This window comes from Gracilibacillus sp. JCM 18860 (assembly GCF_055395245.1).
Genome location: NZ_AP043868.1, coordinates 1,179,715 through 1,200,033, shown reverse-complemented (window position 1 = coordinate 1,200,033; position 20,319 = coordinate 1,179,715). Strand labels below are relative to the sequence as shown.

Sequence of the window (20,319 nt, the reverse complement as noted above, 5' to 3'; positions counted from 1 at the left end):
GGATATCAATATGAATCAAGATAAGGCAACAAAATGGGTGTTAGGTGTGGATGTGGGAGGTACTTTTACTGACCTTGTTGCTTCTACAGAGGATGGCCAACTAGTCTCAACAAAAACCCCCTCCACCCCCGATCAATCAGATGGTGTAATAAACGGAGTACAAAAAATTGCTGATTTACTGGATATTAGTATAGAAGATTTTCTAGCAAACTGTCCGTTAATTGTTCATGGGACCACTGTCGCAACAAACACCTTGTTAGAATATAGTGGGGCAAAGGTAGGCTTATTAACAACGGAAGGCTTTCGAGATGAAATTGAATTCCGTCGAGCATATAAGGAAAGTGTATTTTCCGTTAGACTAAAAGCACCACATCAAATTGTGCCAAGAAGATTCCGGATTGGAATAAGGGAAAGATTAGATAAAGACGGAAATATAATAAAAGAATTGGATGAACAAGCAGTTAGACAAGCTGTTCAACGCCTTGTTGAAGAAGGTATCGAAGCAATCGCGGTTTGCTTTTTATTTAGTTTTGTTAATCCGATGCATGAAAAAAGAGTGAAAGAGATCATAGAAGAAGAGGCACCTCACTTGTTTGTTTCTTTATCCAGTGAAGTACTACCTCAAATTCGTGAGTTTGAAAGAGTATCAACAACCATTGTGAATGCTTATACTGGTCCAAGCTTACAATCATATCTTAATCACCTTGAATCTAAATTACAGGAGCAAGGTTTTCGTGGAGAATTATTTGTCATGCAATCAAATGGTGGTGTCCAAAATGTGGAGCAGACAGGAAAATTAGCAGCAGGTAGCCTGTTATCAGGTCCAGCAGGTGGTGTATCAGCAGGTGCGTTCATCGGAGAAAAATCGGGGAATGATAATATTATTACAGTAGACATGGGCGGTACTAGCTACGATGTATCGGTTATTGAACAACTCCAACCGACCATTACAACAGAAAGCTGGATTAGTCGATATCGTGTGGCTCTACCGATGATGGATATTCACACCATTGGATCAGGTGGTGGAAGTATTGCTTGGATTGATAGCGGGGGCGCCTTACGAGTTGGGCCACAAAGTGCTGGTTCCTTTCCCGGCCCTGCTTGTTACGGTAGAGGTGGGACAGAACCAACTGTAACAGACGTGAATGTTTTATTAGGTTATATTAATCCAGACAATTTTCTTGGAGGAGAAATGAAACTTGATCGGAATTTAGCGGAGCAAGCGATAATGAAACATATTGCAGACCCGTTAGGAATTAGCCCGATAGAAGCAGCATTAGCGATATCTAGGATTGTCAATAGTGATATGTCCAATGCCGTACAGTATGTATCATCGCAAAGAGGCTACGATCCTCGTGATTTTGCCCTAATGGCAGTTGGTGGTGCAGGTGCTATTCATGCAGGAAGACAAGCCGAGGATTTGGGCATTAATACCGTTATTGTACCATCCTTAGCACCCGTATTCTCTGCGTTCGGTGATGTTGCGGCGAATTTAAAAGTAACAGAACTAAAAACAAGGTTCGAAGATCTTCCTTCATTAAATTTAGAGCAAGTAAATCAAGATTTTGAACAAATGGAGAAAATAGCCCGCGAAAAATTAGGTGGGGAAAGCATAGTCGATCATTTTGAAACACGTCGCTATATGGACATGCGTTATAAAGGGGAGGTACATGAAGTTACCGTGCCGGTTCGTTCTAGAACAAAACGAATTACTAGTCTTAATTTAGATGCGACGGTGAAGGATTTTCATGAAATGCATGAAAGGCTGTATGCCCATCAAGACCCGGAACAAACGATCGAAATACTAAACCTTCGTCTAGATCTAATTGGTGTTCGTAAAAAGCTTGTTATCACTGATGAATCATTTGGAGAGGAAGATCCATCCCTAGCAAAAATAGCGGAAAGAACGGTATATTTTGAAAATAATCCAATGACTATTCCTATATATGATGGTTCTTTATTAGCACCTGGTAATTTAATCGCAGGTCCTTCCGTCATAGAGGAATGGGGAACAACCATTGTTGTTTATCCAGGGCAAGAAGCATTAATTGATGCGAATCGGAATTGTATTATCGAAGTACAGCAGATGAGGGGGAATCAGCAATGATTGAAGCCCAAATCGTTTATTCTAAACTTCAAGCCGTTTGTCGCCAAATGGGTGAAGCCCTTCAAAGAATATCACGTTCCCCATTAGTTTCACAGGATCGAGCATTTGCTACAGCTATATTTACTAATGAACTGAAGCTTGCTATCCAGCATCAGTATGAGCCTGAGCATTTATATGCTATGAAAGATAGTGTTGATCATTTATTTGATTACTTTTCATTTGATATTTCCGATGGAGATATTTTACTTGTAGCAGACCCTTATAATGGAGGAACAAAAGGTCAAACATTAACAATGGTTGCACCACTTTTTTATCATGGAGAGCTTGTTCTGTTTCCGGCAGTTCGCGTTCAAATAGCTGATCTGGCAGGTGAATTCCCAGGTGGTTTTAATCCCGATGCATTCGAAATATGGCAGGAGAGCATGCGCATTACTCCAGTGAAATTATATAAGCAGGGACTATTACAACAGGATGTTCTACGTTTTTTATTAGCAAATAGTCGTGTCAAAAGCCTTTATCAATCAGAATTAGATGCAATGTATGCTTGCCTGCGCTATGCCCAGAAAGAACTTCAACGATTAATTAAGCAATATGGACAAAGGCTGATTGAATCAGTTTATACAATGACTAACTATTCAAACCGTAGAATAGTAGAACATATCAGTCAATATCCTAAGAAAACGATGGATTCTAAAATAACATTTGCGAGTAATGGGGAGAATATAACAATTTATGTCTCGATAAATACATCAACAAATCAAGTAGCAATAGATTTTAATGGAACAGGAATGCAAGTCAATACACCGGTCAATGCCTCTTTATCTACAACAAAGGCATTTGCTACTTGGCCAATTCTCGCACCATTAGCAGATGAAATAGCTATTAATGAAGGTGTATTAGAGGCTTTTGAGATTCATGTACCAAAAGGTAGCTTGCTAAATCCAGATTTCCCAGCTTCTGTAGGGTTTAGTACTTTTATAACAGGCCATTTTATATCTGGTGTAATCACAAAAGCATTACAACAAGGAAATACTTCTACCAAGCTTTATTCTAAGATACATGGACCTGGACCACAGGCCATTTTGTTTTCGCCCTTCGGAATGTTAAAAGAAACAGTTCCACTTTTTCTCGTACCTGGGTACCCCGAATCTAGTGAAGGCTGGGGGCCATCAGCATTGTTTGGCGATCGAGAACTTGTATCAGCAGAAGAACTTGAATTTAATTATGGATTTAAAATGGTTAAGCGGGAGAAAAAAGCAAATCAAATGATTGTGGAAATAATTAATGAGAATTTTGTCTTTAATGTGATTACCATAATTCCAGAAGTAGAGAATAACACTTATGGAAATATTACGATACAAACTAATGAAAACAGGAAAACCTTTCATAAGAGCAGTACGGGAATATCTATACGTCCAGGAAATAGATTGGAATTCGTATATGAGAGGACTGGAGGTCAATAGAAATGGATCAAAGTATGATTTTATCACAAGTAGTTGGTGGTTCTTTGGATGCAATTGCCCGGGAAATGAGTGCAACTGTAACGAGAACAGCACGATCTCCCCTTTTTAATGAAGCACATGATTTTACAACAGGAATCTTTGATTTATCTGGTAGGAAGTCTAGGCTTGTCGCACAAGCTCCAGGCTGTACACTCCATTTATATGCAGTCGTAGGAGCGGTGGATCATTTAATCGAAACATTCCGATATGACCTGCACCCTGGTGATATTCTACTTGTAAATGATCCTTACCATGGTGGATCTCATAGTTTGGATTGGACGATGGTGATGCCGGTATTCTATAATCGAAAACCAATACTACTTCCTGCAGTGAGAAGTCATATGGGGGATAATGGAGGGCCAGTAGCTGGTGGATATAATCCTAAATCAAAGGATATTTGGCATGATGGCTTGCGTATTCCTCCATTGAAGATTTATGAAAAAGGGGAAAAGCGTCAGGATGTTTTTGATATGATTGTCGCCAATAATCGTTTATCACATTGGCTGGAAGGTGATCTCGATGCCATGATTGGGGCATGTAAACTTGCTAGTAGAAGGATTCAGCAAATGCTAGATCAATATGGCTCTGAACCAATGATTGGTGCGATTGACGAACGTATTCAATATACAGAGAGAAGAGTACGAGATGAAATAGCCAGTTGGCCTGATGGTACTTACTCCGCTGAAACGTATGCAGATCATGACTTTCAAGGGAATCGTGATATAAAAATCAAAGCTACTGTCACAGTAGCAGGTAGTGATTTGAAAATTGATTTTACTGGTTCCTCTCCACAGGTTGATGGATTTATCAATAGTCCATTATCGAATACGACTTCATTTGCCTTCGTCGGCATATCTACTTGCTGTGATGAGGATATTCCGATTAATGAGGGATATATGAATCCTGTCACCGTTACTGCACCTTCTGGAACAGTAGTCAATCCAGAACTCCCGGCTCCATGTGGACATGCTACGGCATGTGTGGGTGCTGAAATTGCTGAAGCTGTTTTATTAGCTATTTCCAGGTGTGCTCCCAAAAGAGTAGGTGTCAATGCACACAAGCTACCATTAGCTTATACAAACGGTATTGATAAAGAAGGAAACCAATGGGTAAACTTGAATTTCTTTGGCTACACAGGTGGAGCGGGGGCAGCATATCAAACGGATGGATGGGGGTTATACCCTCCTGTGATGACAGGTGTTACCTTACCCTCTATTGAGATGAATGAGATTCAGTATCCAAGTAGAGTTTTGCTTCATGAATATGTGGAGGATTTCACCGGTGCAGGTAAGTGGCGAGGCACTCCCGGACTTGTCGTCCAAATTCAACATTTAGAGGATAGTTCGACAAGTGTCATGATGGCAGGTGTTCGCAATACGACAAAAGGATTTGCCGGTGGTCACGATGCCCCAAGTAATAAGGTTATCGTAAATTACGGAACAAAAGATGCTCAAATTGTGGAGGAAACAGCATTTGGAGTTAAAATGCCTGCGGAAGGAATCATTCAGTTTTATCGAGCCGGTGGTGGAGGCTGGGGCAATCCTTTGGAACGGGATCCAGAGCTGGTACTAGAGGACGTGAAAAATGAATTTGTTTCCTTAGAAGCTGCTGAAAAAGAATATGGTGTCGTAATCCAAGATGGAGAGATCGATCAACGAAAAACGAAGAAAATAAGGGAACAAATTTAAACAATTACTTAGAATATAAAAGCAAGGACCTTTTCTCTTTATCCATTTCATTATGGGAAATTAAGGAGAAAGGTCTTTTTTATTTAATTATATGAACTACTAGAGTTTTTACGTGTTTTTATCTCTAAAAAGTATTGTATATTTTTGAAGCCGATAGTGTTAAGATTATCCTTATATTTACAAAAAATGAAAGCGATTAAATAATAAAGGAGGACTGATAATGAATATTATTGAGGCTCAAAATCTGACTAAGGAATACAAAAGGTTCAAGCGATTTCCAGGTTTTTGGGGGGCAATGCGCACGTTAATGACACAACAGTATTCAAAAGTTCCGGCAGTAAATGATCTTTCCTTTAAAATTAATGCAGGTGAAACAGTGGGTTATTTAGGCCCTAACGGTGCTGGAAAATCAACAATGATAAAAATGTTAACAGGTATTTTAGTTCCCACTGCTGGCCAATTGTTTGTCAGAGGTAAAATTCCTCATCAATCTAGGATGGAGAACGCTAGGAAAATGGGGGTCGTTTTTGGACAGAGAAGTCAATTATGGTGGGAGTTACCTATGATCGATTCATTTGAGGTTCATCGACACGTGTACAAAATTGATGAAAAAACCTATAAAAAAAATCTTGATTTTTGTACAGAGTTATTAGATTTGGGTTCTTTTCTAAATAGTCCCGTTAGGCAGCTTAGTTTAGGCCAAAGAATGAGAGCAGAAATTGCCATTTCTTTATTACATGATCCAGAAATTTTATTCTTAGATGAGCCGACAATTGGATTAGATGTACTAGCGAAGGATAATATTCGCCAATTTTTAAGAAAGGTGAATCAAGAAAAAAATGTGACCATCTTATTAACTACACATGATCTACAAGATATTGAAGAAGTATGTTCCCGAATGTTAATCGTAAATAAAGGTAATCTAGTTTATGATGGTACCACCATGAAATTAAGAGAGAATTTAGGTAATTTACGAAAAATACGCGTAGAATTAAAAGAAAATCTGGATAAATTGGTGATAAATGATCTTACATTTCAAAATGGTGATGGAAATATAAAATATTTGATTTATGAAAGAGAATTAACAAATATTTTAGAGGTTATTGATTACCTTTCTCAGAAGTATACCGTTATCGACTTATCGATTGAAGCTGCTAGTATTGAGGATGTAATACGAAGGCTATATCATCAATTAGGTGCCTCAAATATGAATGAGCTAGATAGAGGTGTGATTAGCTGATGGGTTATATCTCTTATGGAATAAAGGCTTTCTTGCAACAAATATCGTACAGAACAGAAGTATGGTTGCAAGTGTTAGGTAATTTCTTACTGATCTTAATACAAGTATCTATCTGGAAGGCAGTGATAGGGAATGATCAAGTTGAAGGAATTTCTCTAGAACAGATGATTACGTATAGTGTAATAAATACACTTATCGCAACCTTATTATTAACAGAGGTATTTAAGTCTGTTGATAACGAACTGAAAACAGGGAAGATAGCGATATATTTAATTAAACCCGTTCTATATCCACTTTTTTTAATTGCTGAAAATATAGGACGTGCATTGTATCGATTTATTTTTACAGCTATTCCCACGATGATCATTTGTATATTTATTTTTGAGGTTCATACCCCGTTTTCATTCATGCATGGTTTCGCTTTTATCATTGCTCTTTTTCTCGGTATCATCATTTCTTTTTTGATAGGTTATTTCATTGCATTAGTTTCATTTTGGTTCTTGACAACTTTTGCACTTGATTGGTCTTTGGGTGCTTTAATGACGGTGTTCTCAGGATCTTTTTTTCCACTCTGGTTTTTCCCACCGACATGGAGATTCTTTGCGGAAATATTACCTTTTCAATTTTTAGGTTTTATTCCTGCAGCTATTTATCTTGGTGAAATTCCGAAGGAGCAATTGTTTCAGACGTTGTTTATTGGTTGCAGCTGGACAATACTGCTTGTCATAATGGTCATTCTATTATGGAAAAAAGCAATGAAGCGATTAATTATTCAAGGTGGTTAATAATGGTACATAGGGAGTTTGATATGAAGTGAAGCTGTTTTTTGTGTTTTTTAAATACCATATTAAAGAAAGAATGGAATATAGGAGTGCTTTTATTGTAGGTGTTTGTGCTCAAACATTAGCTTATGCAGCAAATTATTTGGTGGTTTGGATGTTGATGCAAAAATTTGGGGCAATTAATGGCTGGAGCTGGCCTGAGGTAGCATTTTTATATAGTATTGGTTTATTTGTATATGCAATTGGTGCTTCTTTTACTTTTGTTCAAATGCAGTCACTTGAAGAAATGGTTCGTGATGGAACGTTTGACATAATTTTAATTAAGCCAAGAAATCCTTTTTATTATTTTGTAACGAGTACTTTTAATAATGGTTATATTGCTCATTTACTATTATCAGGTACTATTCTTGTATGGTCTCTCTCTCAATTAAAAATAGAATGGAATCTATTGAAAGTGATCTATTTCTGCCTGAATATCGCAAGTGGTTCATTAGTAATTGCAGGATTATTAACTATTATAGGTTCTTTAACCTTTAGAGTAATTCGACTGCAATTTTTATTTCGGTTATTTAATCGTTTGAGAGAGTTTATATCCTATCCAATTTCTATATATAGTTTGTTTATTCAAATATTACTCGTGTTTATTATCCCCTTAGCTTTTGTTAATTTTGTTCCAAGTAGTTTTATTCTTGCAAAAGAATTTCAATACGATGGAAATATAACCTATATCCTATCTCCTTTTATCGGTCCTATTTTATTTTATATTGCCTATTTATTTTGGATGTCGAATCTTAATCGTTATCAAGGAGCAGGGGGATAACTATCTATACTACCAATACAATAGCCTGGGCTATATTGTAATATTACGATATAGCCCAGGCTCGCTTATGACGATTCTAACTTCGACAAAGCTTCCTCATCGGCAATGATGGTAACATTCTCATGTTTTCGAAGAGCGGAGGCAGGGAAATCTTCACTGACCTCATTTGATTCAATTAGTCTCTTTAAAGCAGCTTGTTTACTTTTTCCTGTAACAAGTAGCAGTATTTCCTTGCTTTTTAGAATCGTCGCAATGCCAACAGTAATCGCTTTTCGAGGGACTTCATCGATACTGTCAAAAAAACGTGCATTTGCTTCAATAGTTGATTCGGTCAATGAAACAACATGGGTCCTTTGATTGAATGGAGTCCCTGGCTCATTAAATCCTATATGGCCATTTTCTCCGATTCCAAGTAGTTGTAAGTCGATTCCACCATAATCCTTTATTTTTCTTTCATAGGATAAGCACTCATTTGCCAAGTCAGTGGCTAAACCATTAGGTAGAAAAATTTGATCCTTTGGAATATCAATTTTGCTAAACAGTTGCTTGTACATGTAATAATGATAGCTATTTGGATCTGATGGCGCTAACCCAATGTATTCATCAAGATTGAATGATGAGACTGTTTGATAAGAAGTGTGATTATTTTCGTAATCCTTTATCAAATACTCATATGTCCTTCGTGGTGTCCCACCTGTTGCCAGCCCAAGTGTAAGTCGGTTGTTTTCATGAATTCGTTTAAGAATAAATTGGGCAGCTTTTTGACTGATATCTTCGTAGTTTTTTCCTTTAATTATTTGCAATTGAACTGTCCTCCCTATAAGTAATACCTTATCTTTAATAAAGTGTTACCATTCTTTCTATTTCTAACAAAAAGAGTTTCTTTAATAATAGTCTATCAACTTTTAGTATAGTTGTCTATACCTTTAAAGCGAAAGAAAAGGCTTATTTATTGTATTTTAGATAAATCATTTTCTTGAATAATGTCTTTTTCCAATATTTTTGCTTGCAAAAATTATACCATTTTCCATTTTAAATCTTGTTATTACATGACTTTAAGGCAAGATGCAAAAAAGTATTATAGACATTCTAGGCTAATAATTGCTAGTCTATATGTGAGAGCTATACTAAATCAATAAATTGTATACGCTTACAGTTAGAAGGAAGGTGGTAATGGTATAAAGACTTAGGAGATTAGTGGTCATTTAAAAACTAAACTTTTACGCAACTGGTCGATTAAAAGGAGGAAAATGAATGCAGGATACGCATAATAAGTTGAAGAGGTATTTTATATTAATGGCAGTATTTCTTTTGATTTTTGCGAATTTTCCAGTAATATCCACAATGGCAGCAACTGATATACCTGAGGTCGATGGCTATCAAGGTGTGTATTATAGCGATTTCGGTGATACCGAGGAATTATCTCCTGAAAATTGGGGCTTTACTACTTTTGGAGCAAACCTTTCTATTCATGATGAAGATATTGCAGGGAATGATTCACCGAAACTTGAATTTAATGTTTTAGATCAGTCAGGTGGTAGAGTTGCTACAAAGGAATTAGACTCTGAGGTAATGGGAAAACAGATCCTTGTATCCTTTGATTGGTATCCAGGAATAGTTAATGACAAAGGTGATCATTTATATGAGAATGGTGGAGAATTTCGAATTGCTGATAGTGAAGGAAAAACCATTTTTACCTTAAATAGTACAAATAAAGAGCCTATTACTTATTTTGCAGGAAAAAATGAACCTCAATCCACTTCCTTTACAGACCAGGAAGCATGGTATAGTATTTCTGTAATATTCAATTTAGCTACAAATGCTGTCACTCTTGAAATGAAAAATCAAGCTACAAATGTGAAGGAAACCTATCAGTCTTCACTTGATGAGGTTGATTTTGATGGCAGTGTTTCAATATTAAGATTAGTTGGAATCCGAACTTCTGGAAACAATCTTACATGGACAACTTATTTAGACAATGTTGGGATTTATCATGTACCGATAAACGATAATACGATTACTAGTATCCCAGCATTACCATATCAAAGAGTATATGTTGGAGAAACGACTGAGGATATAACTTCTATCGGACTACCGGAGATAATTCCAGTAGCTCTTGCAGACCATACGACAGTAGATGCTCCTGTCCATGAATGGAAGCCAGTAGATAAGGATTGGAATCCGAACGAACCTGGTATATATGAATTCGAAGGAACGATTGCTGAATCAGAGGCAGTGGATAATGCTTTTAATCGAAAAGGAACGGTCTTTGTTTATAATCGATTAACACCACCGGAAACGAATCGGGGCACAGAATGGTTAGATAGGGGTGTAATAGCACTACAATCAGATGATGGTATCTTTGTTTCATGGAGGCTGTTAGCGGATGAATACGGCAAGGATGTAACATTTAACATTTATCGTGATGGAAAGAAATTAAATAAACAACCACTAAATGTTACTAATTTTACTGATAAAAATGGAACTCTAAACGCGACATACAAGGTAGAAACTATCGTTAATGGTAAGCCTTCAGAGCAAAATGAAGTAATGGTAGAAAAAAAGGATTATTTATCTTTACCTTTACAAAAGCCTTCTGGAGGAACTACGGCAACAGGAAATTATACGTATAGTGCAAATGACGCTAGTGTTGGTGATTTAGATGGGGACGGAGAATACGAAATCATCCTAAAATGGCGTCCATCTAATGCAATGACTGCACTAGAAGATGTTATTACAGGGCCGACTATTTTTGATGCTTATGAGTTAGATGGCACGATGCTTTGGAGAATGAATATGGGCATGAACTTAACCTCTGGTCCACAATATCATCAATTTGTAGTGGCAGATATGAATAGTGATGGAAAATCAGAATTTTTAATCAAAACTGCGGATGCTACTACCGTATATGGAGCGACTGATGGGAAATATGATAGCAATAAGGTAATCAGTGTCATCGGAAATGCGGAAGATGATGGAAAGTGGATTAATGAGGGTGGACATGTTGTAGATGGTCCTGAGTATATTTCTGTTTTTGATGGAGAAACAGGTGAGGCGATTGATACCATTGACTTTGCTTTCCCTGTTGAAAAAGAAGAAGGAGATCAGGGCGCATCATGGGGTGATACATTCTACAATCGTTCGGACCGATTCTTATCAGGTGTAGCCTATATTGATGGGGAAAAACCAAGTGCTATTTATGGAAGGGGTTATTATGAGCGAACAGCATTCGCCGCCTATAGCTTAGAAAATGGTGAACTAATAGAGGATTGGACTTTTGACTCAGATGAAGCAGGTAGAGGAGGAGGTTTAGGTAATCATAACCTAGCAACAGGTGATGTAGATAATGACGGTTTTGACGAAATAATCGCCGGTTCACTAACGCTTGATCATGATGGATCCATTCTTTATGCAATGGATGGTGAAATGGGTCGAGTAGCAGGCTCCCACGGTGATGCTTTACATGTTGGTGCTTTTGACCCCAATCGAGAAGGATTACATGTCTTTGGGGTAAGGGAATCTTCTGAAGTTGCATCACTCGAATATCATGATGGCGCTACTGGAGAAACGCTACAAGCATTTTATGCTTATAAAGATGCAGGACGTGGTGTAGCGGCAAATATCACATCAAGACCTGGTTACGAATTCTGGGGTACTGGAGGTTCGACTGTAGAAACTGGTGGGGGAGTATATAGTGTTCAAGGAGATGTTATAGCAGATAGCTTCCGAAATATTGGATTACCAGTCAATTTTGTCACATATTGGGATGGTGATTTGCTAAACGAACTTTTGGATGGCACAAGAATATCCAAATATGATGAAAAATCTGGTAGTGTTAATGTCATGGAAAGCTTTGAGGGTGTAGTGAGTAATAATGGGACTAAAGCAAACCCAACTTTACAAGCTGATATTTTGGGTGATTGGCGAGAGGAAGCAATCTATCCAACCGAGGATAGCTCTGAGCTTAGAATCTTTAGTACAACTATTCCGACTGAATATCGCTTACCAACCTTGATGCACGATTCTGTTTATCGAATGGGCATTGCTTGGCAAAATACGACTTATAATCAACCACCTCATTTAGGCTATTACTTAGGAGAAGACATCAGAGAAAAAGTGCTTTCCAATGATTTAGATTTACCAGAGGTTGACTATACACCTAATTTGGCGGCAATAAAGCATATGACAAACCTTGAAATTACAAAACAAAATCAAAAAGTTCTTTTAAATAAATTAAAACAAGTAGAGCATCATTTAAACAAGGAACGTCCTGCACAAGCAATTAAACACATGCGTGGTTATCTTAAACACTTAGAAAGAAGTAGCTTCACTCAAACGATAAAAAGTAAATTAAAGCAAGATGCCCATGCCTTAATCAAAGGATGGCAAAACGAATGACATAACTTCCACAGAAATAGGTGAGCTTAAGGCAAATAAAACGAATGATTATAAACTGATCATTCGTTTTTGCCTATTGTATTTTATCTATTTTCCTTTTCGTGAAGATAGTTTTTTTACTAAAGAATTAAAGCTTATTTTAATCGCTTCTTAACTGGTTCAAATTCATAAAGCTTCCCTTCATAAATCAATTGCATTCGTTCATTTGTTCGGAAATCGTCTGGTGTTACCATTGCTGGTAGCTTATCCCAGAGATGAATTCCGGAACGTTTTAAAATTTCTGCAACAAATTGTGAACAGAAATAAGAATTACTAAATTCAATTGGCTCTTTGAGTGAGACACCGATAACTCCTAAAATATTATATAAAAATTTATCATCATTTTTTATGAATATATGAAGGATACGTTTCATTTTCTCTATTTCTCGATTAGTTACTTTTAACTTATAGATAACACAGGTAGTATCTCGATATTGATTAAAGGTACCGGTTAAGACGTCCTCTTTTACAAAGCCTCCATAAAGTGGATTTTTGGGTTTTTTCCTGCCGAAGCTATACATCTCTTTTAATTCAGAATCAAATGAAATGGATGCATGATTGTATGGGGCTCTTGTATATTTTTTTATTACACTTGTAAATAGAGTACCTGTATCGGATAGCATAATATAAATATATTTCTGATCATTCATCGGTCTTCCCCACCTTACAAATTTCTTTCACCTTCTCATTATACACAAAATCTTGTAAAATGAAGGAAGCTTTTAAGAAAGTTAGGTGATGCTATGGAAGAAAAACTGTCCATATTAGCGATTATCTTTATCGTAATACTAGTTGCAACACTTTTATTAAAGTTTACTAGAATGAAGCAACCAAATAAAGATTTCTCTAATATTCATTCTCGCGTAAAGGCGTGGTGGGGAATGTATGTCGTATTTTGTTTTGCGACATTGTTTACACCTATTGTCTCTTTGCTTGCGGTCATGATCCTTTGTTTCTATTCGTTAAAAGAATACTTCTCCATGATGAAAACAAGAAAATCAGATCGACGTTTATTTCTTTGGTCTTATTTAATGATACCCTTACAGTTTTATTGGATTTACATTGGTTGGTATGGAATGTTTATTGTCTTTATTCCTGTCTACGTTTTCTTGTTTTTACCTTTACCAAGGATCATTGGGAAGGGTACGATAGGTTTTCTTCGTTCTGTCAGCTTTGTTCAATGGGGATTAATGCTAATGGTCTTTGGTCTGAGTCATTTAGCCTTTTATCAAATTGCAACACCAGAATTTGGATCGAATTTGGTCTTATTTCTCATTGTTTTAACCCAAACGGGAGACGTGGTTCAATATTTAATCTCCTTGTATATAGGAAAGAAAAAATTAATACCATCTGCAAATCCCAATATTACATTAGAAGGTTTTGTCGGAGCATTAATCGTAACAACACTGGCGTCTTACTTACTCTATGAGTATTTAACACCATTTGATTTAATATTTGGAATTTTTTCAGGTGTCATTATAAGTGTGGCAGGTTTTGTAGGGATTTTGAGTATTTCTGTATTAAAACGAGATTTGTTAATTGGTAACACAGCAAAACAAAAACAGCTACAGGGACGTTATTTAAGTCGGATAGATAGTCTTACTTATACTTCTCCAGTCTTTTTTCATATCATTCGTTACTTTTTTGACTTTATGTAAAAAATTGTATCAGCCATTCGATGCTGATACAATTTTTCCTTATGAGAAACCAGGTGTAAAACGATATTACTTAATCACTAATACAGGACAATGGGCATTATTTGTTACTTTATTGCTTACACTTCCCATCATCATTTTTTTGATTTTACCTAGACCTCGACTACCGATTACAATCAAATCTACTTTCATGTTGTTAGCGAAGTCACAAATTTCCTTCGCAGGATTGCCATAAAGTGTTTCGTAATCAGCATTGTATTGAATAGATTCTAATAAGTTTCTTGCTTTTTCCAATACTTTCTCAGGAGTATGATCCATCTGTTTAGAAGCTTCTCGTTCCATCCGATTAGGAGATGGTGCCGTACCAACAAAACCGTGAGAATGTGCTGGTATGACAGTTTGTTCACTAGCAAGTGGTGCAGCATAGTTCTCATCATGAACGTAAGCGATGGTTAAATTACTCTTACATTCAAAAGCCAATTCTTTTGCCTTCTGAAGGGCAAGTACACTATCCTCGGAACCATCAAAAGCGACTAAAATTTGGCTAAATACCATCAAAAATCACTCCTTATTTTTAAATCAAATTTCCTGCAACCTTGTTCCAATGACCTTGTAGACATTCCTCGATTTCTTCCATCGTCTTTTGGACTTCAGTACCTTCAACTACAACTTTGATTTCATTCATTTGGTGATAAGTAAGAAAAAATGATACTAGGTTTGTTATTTGATTTAAATGTACAATCTCATGGTTCGCTAAGAGTAAAATATTACCTTCGTAAGATTTTTCATATTGATAAAGGGTTAAGATTTCTTTTATGGTAAGCTTGCCTTCTATAGTAATGTTTTTGGATAATATTTCTTTCATTTTATAACCTCCTTCAAATTCTCTTCGCTTTTTATATTCACTTTAGAAAAAGAATATAAACTTATTTTTATATTAAAAAATGATGACAAATGTAACATCATTCGTCATGAATATTTATTAATGCATATTATTTATCATTTATGTTAAACATATGAAATGTATTTGGGGGTGTTTGGATTGGGAAATGAAATGTCAAACGAAAAAACTTATGTAAGGTAAGAAATGAGGAATGGAAAATAATCAAAAGCAAAATTCATTAGAAAAGATTTTATGGAGTATAGCATTTCCAGGTTTTGGCCAACTTTTGAACGGAAGAATGATAAAAGGAATTATTCTTATTATATTGGAAGTGATAATTAACCTACAATCTAACTTTAATAAAGCTATTCTTTATAGTTTCTATGGAGAAATTGATCAAGCGATTACAATTACCAATTATCAATGGCTGATGTTCTATCCTTGTATTTATTTGTTTGCGATTTGGGATGCATACAAAGATTCTGGCGGAGGACAAAGCCCATTTGAATTCATTCCATTCGTGACATCCGCTTACTTTGTAACGGTTGGGCTTATTTATTCCTCTACTTTAGAGATATTCGGGATATTAATGGGACCGATTTGGTTACCAATATTATTTGTAGGAGTAGGGGTCACAATTGGTTTGATAGTAAGAAAAATATTAATTATGCTTTTTATAAAAAGTAAAGGAACATAAATAACACGGAGGGAACCCATGGAACATTCTAAGATAAGCCTTACATCTTCAGAAATAGCGGCAATATGGACAGCTTATATGAATGATAGTATGGCAGTCTGTGTATTATCACATATGATAAAATATATGGAAGACGAAGATTTAAAAGGGCCAGTACAAACTAGCCTAAGTATGGCTAAAAAACATGTGGAAGAATTAAAGCAATATTTTCAAAAAGAAAATCTTGCTACTCCAGTTGGTTTTACAGAAGATGATGTTGATTTAGATGCACCACAACTAAGTACGGATACCTTTGGTTTAACGTATGTTACACAAATGGCTCGGGTCGGAATGGTTGCTTACAGTGGGTATGTCTCAACGAGTGTGCGAGCAGATATACGCAATCACTTTATTGAAGGATTACGTGAAACATCATTACTCTACGATGAAGCGATTCAAGTTGCTTTAGAGAAAGGAATTCTTGGACGAGCTCCATATATTGAAACAACAAAGGAAATCGATTTTATCGATAATAAGAGCTATTTAAGTGGTCTTGGTATATTTAAACAAAAGCGACCTTTAAATGCTGTTGAAATATCCCATCTATACTTAAATTCGATGACAAATTCAGTCGGTGTAAAATTGTGTATCGCTTTTGCCCAAACAACGAATAATCCTGAAGTACGCGATTATATGCTAAAGGGGAAAGAGATCGCCAAAAAGCATCTTAAGAAATTCGCAGAAACGCTATTAGATGGAGACATCGAAACTCCACATTTACCCGATTATGCTATTATGAATTCGACTACACCTACTTTTTCAGATAAGCTGTTAATGTTTCAAATGTCGTTGCTTAGTGCTGCAGGTATTGGGAATTACTCTACAGCAGCATCGGCAAGTCAACGGAGTGATTTAGTTTTAAGCTATGAGAAACTTTCTATGGAGATAGCGTTATTTGCCAAAAAAGGGCTAGATATTATGATCAAAAATAATTGGTTAGAACAACCACCTGGGACATTAGATAGAAATAAAATATCAAAAAAAAGTACGAATCAGCCATCGAACTAATTTGCTTCGATGGTCTTTTTCTTTTTAGAGGATCGACTTGTAATCCTTTTGAAAATGGCTGTATACTATACCATAGTAAATAAAGAGAAGGTGAATCTATTGGGATCACAGGGCAAGAATCTTCTAGCTATAAGTATTGGTGCTTCTGTCGGTACGTATTGTCGATATAGTTTGAGTATATGGATGAATAATATCCTCTTTCCACTCGGGACACTAGTGGGCAATATCATGGGAAGCTTTCTGTTAGGTCTTTTTACATCAATCTTTACAAGAATCATTCCAAAAGAATGGTTGAAGCTTGGATTAGGTGTTGGGTTTTGTGGAGGTTTTACAACGATGTCCACTTTTTCGGCAGAGGTAGCTCATTTTTTTATCCACAACTCTACCATTATGATCATCGGCTATGTTACTCTTTCTGTGATAGGTGGAATTGGGAGTGCCTTACTTGGTTATTTAATTGGAAACCTATTTTGGAAAAACTCAGTTACAGAAGGCAGTGAAGCTGAATGAAAATACTATTATTAACAGTCGGAGGATCATTCGGTGCCGGGTGTCGTTATTGGCTTGGTTTACGCTTTGCAACATGGTGGAACAATTCCACATTTCCAATAGCGATGCTTCTTGTAAATATTCTCGGATCCTTTGGTTTGGGTGTATTTTATTATTTATCCTACCAAACCGTACTACCAATCGGTATCAATGATCGGTTATACATTTTTTTAGGTGTCGGTTTTTTTGGTGCTTTTACTACTTTTTCTACCTTCAGTGTAGAAGCTATGCAACTGTGGAAACAAAGGAATTATTCCCTATGTATTGTTTATGTATTGTTAAGTATATTTGGGTCTATTCTATTTTTTTCTGTTGGCTTCTATATTGTAAGACTTTTTAATTAGGATGGAAAACATTAGTTTTATGCGGTTAGCTTGCCCTAACCTTATTTTTTGTAACCATTTGCCACATTTTTTAATATTCTGACAATAATTGTTGGCAAATGCAAAAAAAATAGGTATTATGTACATAATGACAATTTTTAACTAAAAAGGCGGACATAAACATTATCCCTCGAATCGAAGATATTGTTAGAGAACAAAAAGGGGCGACAGTATATGTTGCAAAACGATTATGAGAATAATTTAAAACATCAAATTCAACAGAAACGAGAAGAGTTAATTCAATCGGGGCTTCGAAAAGGGCTTGAGCATAGGGATACCATTATGATTAGTGAAGAAATGGACAAGTTAATTTATGAAATGCAAAAGAAATTATTAAAAGTAAAAAGTTCCTCAAAAAAATAATATAATTAATCCTTGAAAACGGATACTATAATCTGAATTATCTGTTACCATTCACGGGCATAACCTGAGCTGATAGGAACACATGATGATCATGTGTTCCTATCAGCTCAGGTTTTTTTATTTCCTTTCTAGAAAATTTTTTCTGAGGAAGTGTTTAAAATGTCGGTGGCAAGGACTAAAACAATACTTTTTAGTAAGCTGAGTTCTCCATTAATGGGGAACTCAGCAATATTCCTAATGTCATAAATTCCACTTTTCATTACTAGCTAAGCTCTTTAGATAGCAATGTTTGAATGGCATGGGCGACTCCATCTTCATGGTTAGTTTTCGTGGTGAAGTCTGCCATATCTTTAATGGCCTCTGCAGCATTTCCCATTGCTACGCCATAGCCTGCCATTTCGATCATGGATGCATCATTGAAATTGTCGCCAATTGCCATCACATCTTTCATTTCGATGCCAAGTTGTGCGGCAAATTCTTTTACTGCAATGCCTTTTTGCGCTTTTGGATGGTTAAATTCAAGGTTGGAAAAACCAGAGGAAGTAATGGCAATGCTTGCATCATCCTTAAGATTTTGCTCGACTTGCTCCAAGACCTCGTCGTCTAACGAGAACGCTAATATTTTATAGACATCGATATCTTCACGATCGAATAATTGATCAAAGTTGTCAATGATTTCGACCTCTTCATCTTGGAAACGATTTTTTGCTTGAGCTTCAACTTCTTCTCGTGTTAGTTGAGGAAAGGCTGACGCCATAATATCTACCATTACTTGGATAAACTTTTCTCTACTTTCTGAAAAAGTAGCTTTATTTGTAAACACTTCAAAATAAACATGCTGAGCTGTGCAAATCTGTTTGATTTTTTTACAAGTTGCCTTATCGAGTGGTGCAGAATTAAGGAGTTGTGCTCTCTCATTGTAAATTTTTCCGCCATTTAAGCAGATAATTGGAAAATTCAATCCTGCCTTATCAAGTGGAATTTTTGCTGCAGAGTAGGATCTGCCTGTTGCGACAATAATTTCCACGCCTTGTTCACTTGCAAGCTTAAGTGCTTCCTTGTTTGCATCACTAATTTCGTGATTTTTGCTAAGTAATGTTCCATCTAAATCTGTTGCAATTAATTTCATCGCATTATCCCCCAAACCATTTGGATCTATCTATATTCCTAATCTAATCATAATCGAAACAACGTATAATTGTAAGTAAAGTGTATCTAAATATTTGTAAACTATTTTTACTTAAAAATAAATTCAAGTTGAATTTATAAATGGAATCGAGTAGAATTTTGTGAAAATAGTGGAAGGAGAGAGCTGGATTGAATAATTTGGCAAAGAAGCGGGTGGAACTTCCGAAGACGACGATTATTGATAATCGAAAATTGTCTACATCCCATCAAAGATTAGCAGAAATACTTCAAGAAGGCATGGCAGTTTTGGATGTTGGTTGTGGTACTGGTGCGATAACTAGGGGAATAGCGGAGACTGTTGGTGAGAAAGGAAAGGTAATAGGTATTGATAATAATGAAGACATGATTCGAAAAGCTAACGAAAAGCACTCATTACCGAATCTTAGTTTTGAAGTAGCCGATATTTATGCATTACCATTTGATTCGGAGTTCGATATCGTTACCTCAGCTAGAGTACTACAATGGTTGGAAAATCCAACAAGAGCATTAAGCTCAATGAAGAATACTGTGAAATTAAACGGTAAAGTACTTGTTCTAGACTATAATCATAAAAAGATTATTTGGAAGCCTAAAATACCGAAAGAAATGGAAGCTTTTTATTCATCGTTTCTTAAGTGGAGGGAAGATGCAGGAATGGTAAATACCATAGCAGATCATTTAGCCTATCTGTTTGAGAAGATAGGTTTAGATAACATAGCTATCTACCCTCAGCATGAGCTTGTACGAAAAGGAGAGAAAACCTTTGAAAGTCAAATTAACATCTGGTCTGAAGTTGCTGAGATAAAAGGGAAGCAAATGGTTGAAGATGGGTACCTAACCGAAGAAGAACGAGTGATTGCTGAAAAGAAATATCGATCATGGACCCAAAATAAAGGAGAATATCTGTCTATGTATTTGCTTGCGGTAGAAGGGGTAAGACGAAATTAAAATTAGGTTAAGTTCTCCTACAAGCTGAGTGTTATAAATATCCCTTGCATA

Annotated in this window: 19 protein-coding genes; 14 read left to right on the top strand and 5 right to left on the bottom strand. The window is 36.2% G+C overall.

Going from position 1 to position 20,319, the window contains the following annotated elements; translation table 11 throughout:
* Window positions 1–10 precede the first annotated feature (10 nt).
* From ACZ5R4_RS06230 to ACZ5R4_RS06205, 6 genes are all read left to right on the top strand, one after another.
* Window positions 11–2,107, top strand: coding sequence for a hydantoinase/oxoprolinase family protein (locus ACZ5R4_RS06230; protein WP_109984960.1), 2,097 nt, complete (start codon window positions 11–13; stop codon window positions 2,105–2,107).
* On the top strand, window positions 2,104–3,570 hold the full coding sequence (locus tag ACZ5R4_RS06225; protein ID WP_109984959.1) for a hydantoinase B/oxoprolinase family protein: 1,467 nt from the start codon (window positions 2,104–2,106) through the stop codon (window positions 3,568–3,570). Before ACZ5R4_RS06230 ends, ACZ5R4_RS06225 begins: the two co-directional genes overlap by 4 nt.
* A 2-nt stretch (window positions 3,571–3,572) precedes the next feature.
* The gene (locus ACZ5R4_RS06220; RefSeq protein WP_464368205.1) at window positions 3,573–5,297 is read left to right on the top strand and encodes a hydantoinase B/oxoprolinase family protein; all 1,725 of its coding nucleotides are present in this window, start codon (window positions 3,573–3,575) and stop codon (window positions 5,295–5,297) included.
* Window positions 5,298–5,517: 220 nt separating this feature from the next.
* On the top strand, window positions 5,518–6,537 hold the full coding sequence (locus ACZ5R4_RS06215; RefSeq protein ID WP_464368204.1) for an ABC transporter ATP-binding protein: 1,020 nt from the start codon (window positions 5,518–5,520) through the stop codon (window positions 6,535–6,537).
* Window positions 6,537–7,322: an ABC transporter permease gene (locus tag ACZ5R4_RS06210; protein WP_277678925.1), complete on the top strand. Its 786-nt coding sequence runs from the start codon at window positions 6,537–6,539 to the stop codon at window positions 7,320–7,322. The genes ACZ5R4_RS06215 and ACZ5R4_RS06210 overlap by 1 nt, the downstream gene beginning before the upstream one ends.
* Window positions 7,323–7,350: 28 nt before the next feature.
* A complete protein-coding gene (locus tag ACZ5R4_RS06205; protein ID WP_109984956.1) occupies window positions 7,351–8,139 on the top strand; it encodes an ABC transporter permease in 789 nt (262 codons plus the stop codon).
* A gap of 65 nt (window positions 8,140–8,204) precedes the next feature.
* Here ACZ5R4_RS06205 and nagB read toward each other — a convergent pair whose 3' ends face one another.
* Window positions 8,205–8,942, bottom strand: a complete 738-nt coding sequence (gene nagB, locus ACZ5R4_RS06200; RefSeq protein ID WP_054860637.1) for a glucosamine-6-phosphate deaminase — start codon at window positions 8,940–8,942, stop codon at window positions 8,205–8,207.
* Window positions 8,943–9,393: 451 nt separating this feature from the next.
* Between nagB and ACZ5R4_RS06195 the strand changes: the two genes are divergently transcribed.
* The gene (locus ACZ5R4_RS06195) at window positions 9,394–12,537 is read left to right on the top strand and encodes a rhamnogalacturonan lyase family protein (protein ID WP_464368203.1); all 3,144 of its coding nucleotides are present in this window, start codon (window positions 9,394–9,396) and stop codon (window positions 12,535–12,537) included.
* A 134-nt stretch (window positions 12,538–12,671) separates the two neighbouring features.
* On the opposite strand, the gene ACZ5R4_RS06190 is transcribed toward ACZ5R4_RS06195, so the two are convergent.
* Window positions 12,672–13,226, bottom strand: coding sequence for a hypothetical protein (locus ACZ5R4_RS06190; RefSeq protein ID WP_054860638.1), 555 nt, complete (start codon window positions 13,224–13,226; stop codon window positions 12,672–12,674).
* A gap of 93 nt (window positions 13,227–13,319) precedes the next feature.
* Here ACZ5R4_RS06190 and ACZ5R4_RS06185 point away from each other — a divergent pair, with 93 nt between their 5' ends.
* Complete coding sequence (locus ACZ5R4_RS06185; RefSeq protein WP_109984953.1) at window positions 13,320–14,234, top strand: phosphatidate cytidylyltransferase; 915 nt, start codon at window positions 13,320–13,322, stop codon at window positions 14,232–14,234.
* A gap of 66 nt (window positions 14,235–14,300) precedes the next feature.
* Here the strand turns inward: ACZ5R4_RS06185 and ACZ5R4_RS06180 are convergent, their stop codons facing one another.
* Together ACZ5R4_RS06180 and ACZ5R4_RS06175 are read right to left on the bottom strand one after the other, a co-directional pair.
* Window positions 14,301–14,786, bottom strand: a complete 486-nt coding sequence (locus ACZ5R4_RS06180; protein WP_054860640.1) for a universal stress protein — start codon at window positions 14,784–14,786, stop codon at window positions 14,301–14,303.
* Between the two features lie 19 nt (window positions 14,787–14,805).
* A complete protein-coding gene (locus ACZ5R4_RS06175) occupies window positions 14,806–15,096 on the bottom strand; it encodes a hypothetical protein (RefSeq protein WP_054860641.1) in 291 nt (96 codons plus the stop codon).
* 229 nt (window positions 15,097–15,325) lie between these two features.
* Here ACZ5R4_RS06175 and ACZ5R4_RS06170 point away from each other — a divergent pair, with 229 nt between their 5' ends.
* From ACZ5R4_RS06170 to ACZ5R4_RS06150, 5 genes are all read left to right on the top strand, one after another.
* A complete protein-coding gene (locus ACZ5R4_RS06170; RefSeq protein ID WP_109984950.1) occupies window positions 15,326–15,811 on the top strand; it encodes a hypothetical protein in 486 nt (161 codons plus the stop codon).
* A gap of 18 nt (window positions 15,812–15,829) precedes the next feature.
* Window positions 15,830–16,858 carry a DUF3231 family protein gene (locus tag ACZ5R4_RS06165; RefSeq protein ID WP_464368202.1) on the top strand — a complete coding sequence of 343 codons (1,029 nt, stop codon included), beginning with the start codon at window positions 15,830–15,832 and terminating at the stop codon, window positions 16,856–16,858.
* Window positions 16,859–16,867: 9 nt separating this feature from the next.
* Complete coding sequence (locus ACZ5R4_RS06160; RefSeq protein ID WP_464368201.1) at window positions 16,868–17,368, top strand: fluoride efflux transporter FluC; 501 nt, start codon at window positions 16,868–16,870, stop codon at window positions 17,366–17,368.
* Entirely contained in the window at window positions 17,365–17,751 is a 387-nt protein-coding gene (gene crcB, locus ACZ5R4_RS06155) for a fluoride efflux transporter CrcB (RefSeq protein ID WP_054860645.1), read from the top strand. The genes ACZ5R4_RS06160 and crcB overlap by 4 nt, the downstream gene beginning before the upstream one ends.
* Before the next feature lie 213 nt (window positions 17,752–17,964).
* Window positions 17,965–18,153 carry an aspartyl-phosphate phosphatase Spo0E family protein gene (locus ACZ5R4_RS06150; protein ID WP_109984947.1) on the top strand — a complete coding sequence of 63 codons (189 nt, stop codon included), beginning with the start codon at window positions 17,965–17,967 and terminating at the stop codon, window positions 18,151–18,153.
* Window positions 18,154–18,415: 262 nt separating this feature from the next.
* Here ACZ5R4_RS06150 and ACZ5R4_RS06145 read toward each other — a convergent pair whose 3' ends face one another.
* Window positions 18,416–19,282 (bottom strand): Cof-type HAD-IIB family hydrolase, encoded by an 867-nt coding sequence (locus ACZ5R4_RS06145; protein ID WP_109984946.1) that lies wholly within the window; start codon window positions 19,280–19,282, stop codon window positions 18,416–18,418.
* Between the two features lie 188 nt (window positions 19,283–19,470).
* Between ACZ5R4_RS06145 and ACZ5R4_RS06140 the strand changes: the two genes are divergently transcribed.
* On the top strand, window positions 19,471–20,268 hold the full coding sequence (locus ACZ5R4_RS06140; protein ID WP_464368200.1) for a methyltransferase domain-containing protein: 798 nt from the start codon (window positions 19,471–19,473) through the stop codon (window positions 20,266–20,268).
* Window positions 20,269–20,319 lie beyond the last annotated feature (51 nt).

Coding starts and splice junctions, on each gene's coding strand:
- ACZ5R4_RS06230 (WP_109984960.1), top strand. CDS start 11: ATGAATCAAGATAAGGCAACAAAATGGGTGTTAGGTGTGGATGTGGGA.
- ACZ5R4_RS06225 (WP_109984959.1), top strand. CDS start 2,104: ATGATTGAAGCCCAAATCGTTTATTCTAAACTTCAAGCCGTTTGTCGC.
- ACZ5R4_RS06220 (WP_464368205.1), top strand. CDS start 3,573: ATGGATCAAAGTATGATTTTATCACAAGTAGTTGGTGGTTCTTTGGAT.
- ACZ5R4_RS06215 (WP_464368204.1), top strand. CDS start 5,518: ATGAATATTATTGAGGCTCAAAATCTGACTAAGGAATACAAAAGGTTC.
- ACZ5R4_RS06210 (WP_277678925.1), top strand. CDS start 6,537: ATGGGTTATATCTCTTATGGAATAAAGGCTTTCTTGCAACAAATATCG.
- ACZ5R4_RS06195 (WP_464368203.1), top strand. CDS start 9,394: ATGCAGGATACGCATAATAAGTTGAAGAGGTATTTTATATTAATGGCA.
- ACZ5R4_RS06190 (WP_054860638.1), bottom strand. CDS start 13,226: ATGAATGATCAGAAATATATTTATATTATGCTATCCGATACAGGTACT.
- ACZ5R4_RS06185 (WP_109984953.1), top strand. CDS start 13,320: ATGGAAGAAAAACTGTCCATATTAGCGATTATCTTTATCGTAATACTA.
- ACZ5R4_RS06180 (WP_054860640.1), bottom strand. CDS start 14,786: ATGGTATTTAGCCAAATTTTAGTCGCTTTTGATGGTTCCGAGGATAGT.
- ACZ5R4_RS06175 (WP_054860641.1), bottom strand. CDS start 15,096: ATGAAAGAAATATTATCCAAAAACATTACTATAGAAGGCAAGCTTACC.
- ACZ5R4_RS06170 (WP_109984950.1), top strand. CDS start 15,326: ATGGAAAATAATCAAAAGCAAAATTCATTAGAAAAGATTTTATGGAGT.
- ACZ5R4_RS06165 (WP_464368202.1), top strand. CDS start 15,830: ATGGAACATTCTAAGATAAGCCTTACATCTTCAGAAATAGCGGCAATA.
- ACZ5R4_RS06160 (WP_464368201.1), top strand. CDS start 16,868: ATGGTCTTTTTCTTTTTAGAGGATCGACTTGTAATCCTTTTGAAAATG.
- crcB (WP_054860645.1), top strand. CDS start 17,365: ATGAAAATACTATTATTAACAGTCGGAGGATCATTCGGTGCCGGGTGT.
- ACZ5R4_RS06150 (WP_109984947.1), top strand. CDS start 17,965: ATGTTGCAAAACGATTATGAGAATAATTTAAAACATCAAATTCAACAG.
- ACZ5R4_RS06145 (WP_109984946.1), bottom strand. CDS start 19,282: ATGAAATTAATTGCAACAGATTTAGATGGAACATTACTTAGCAAAAAT.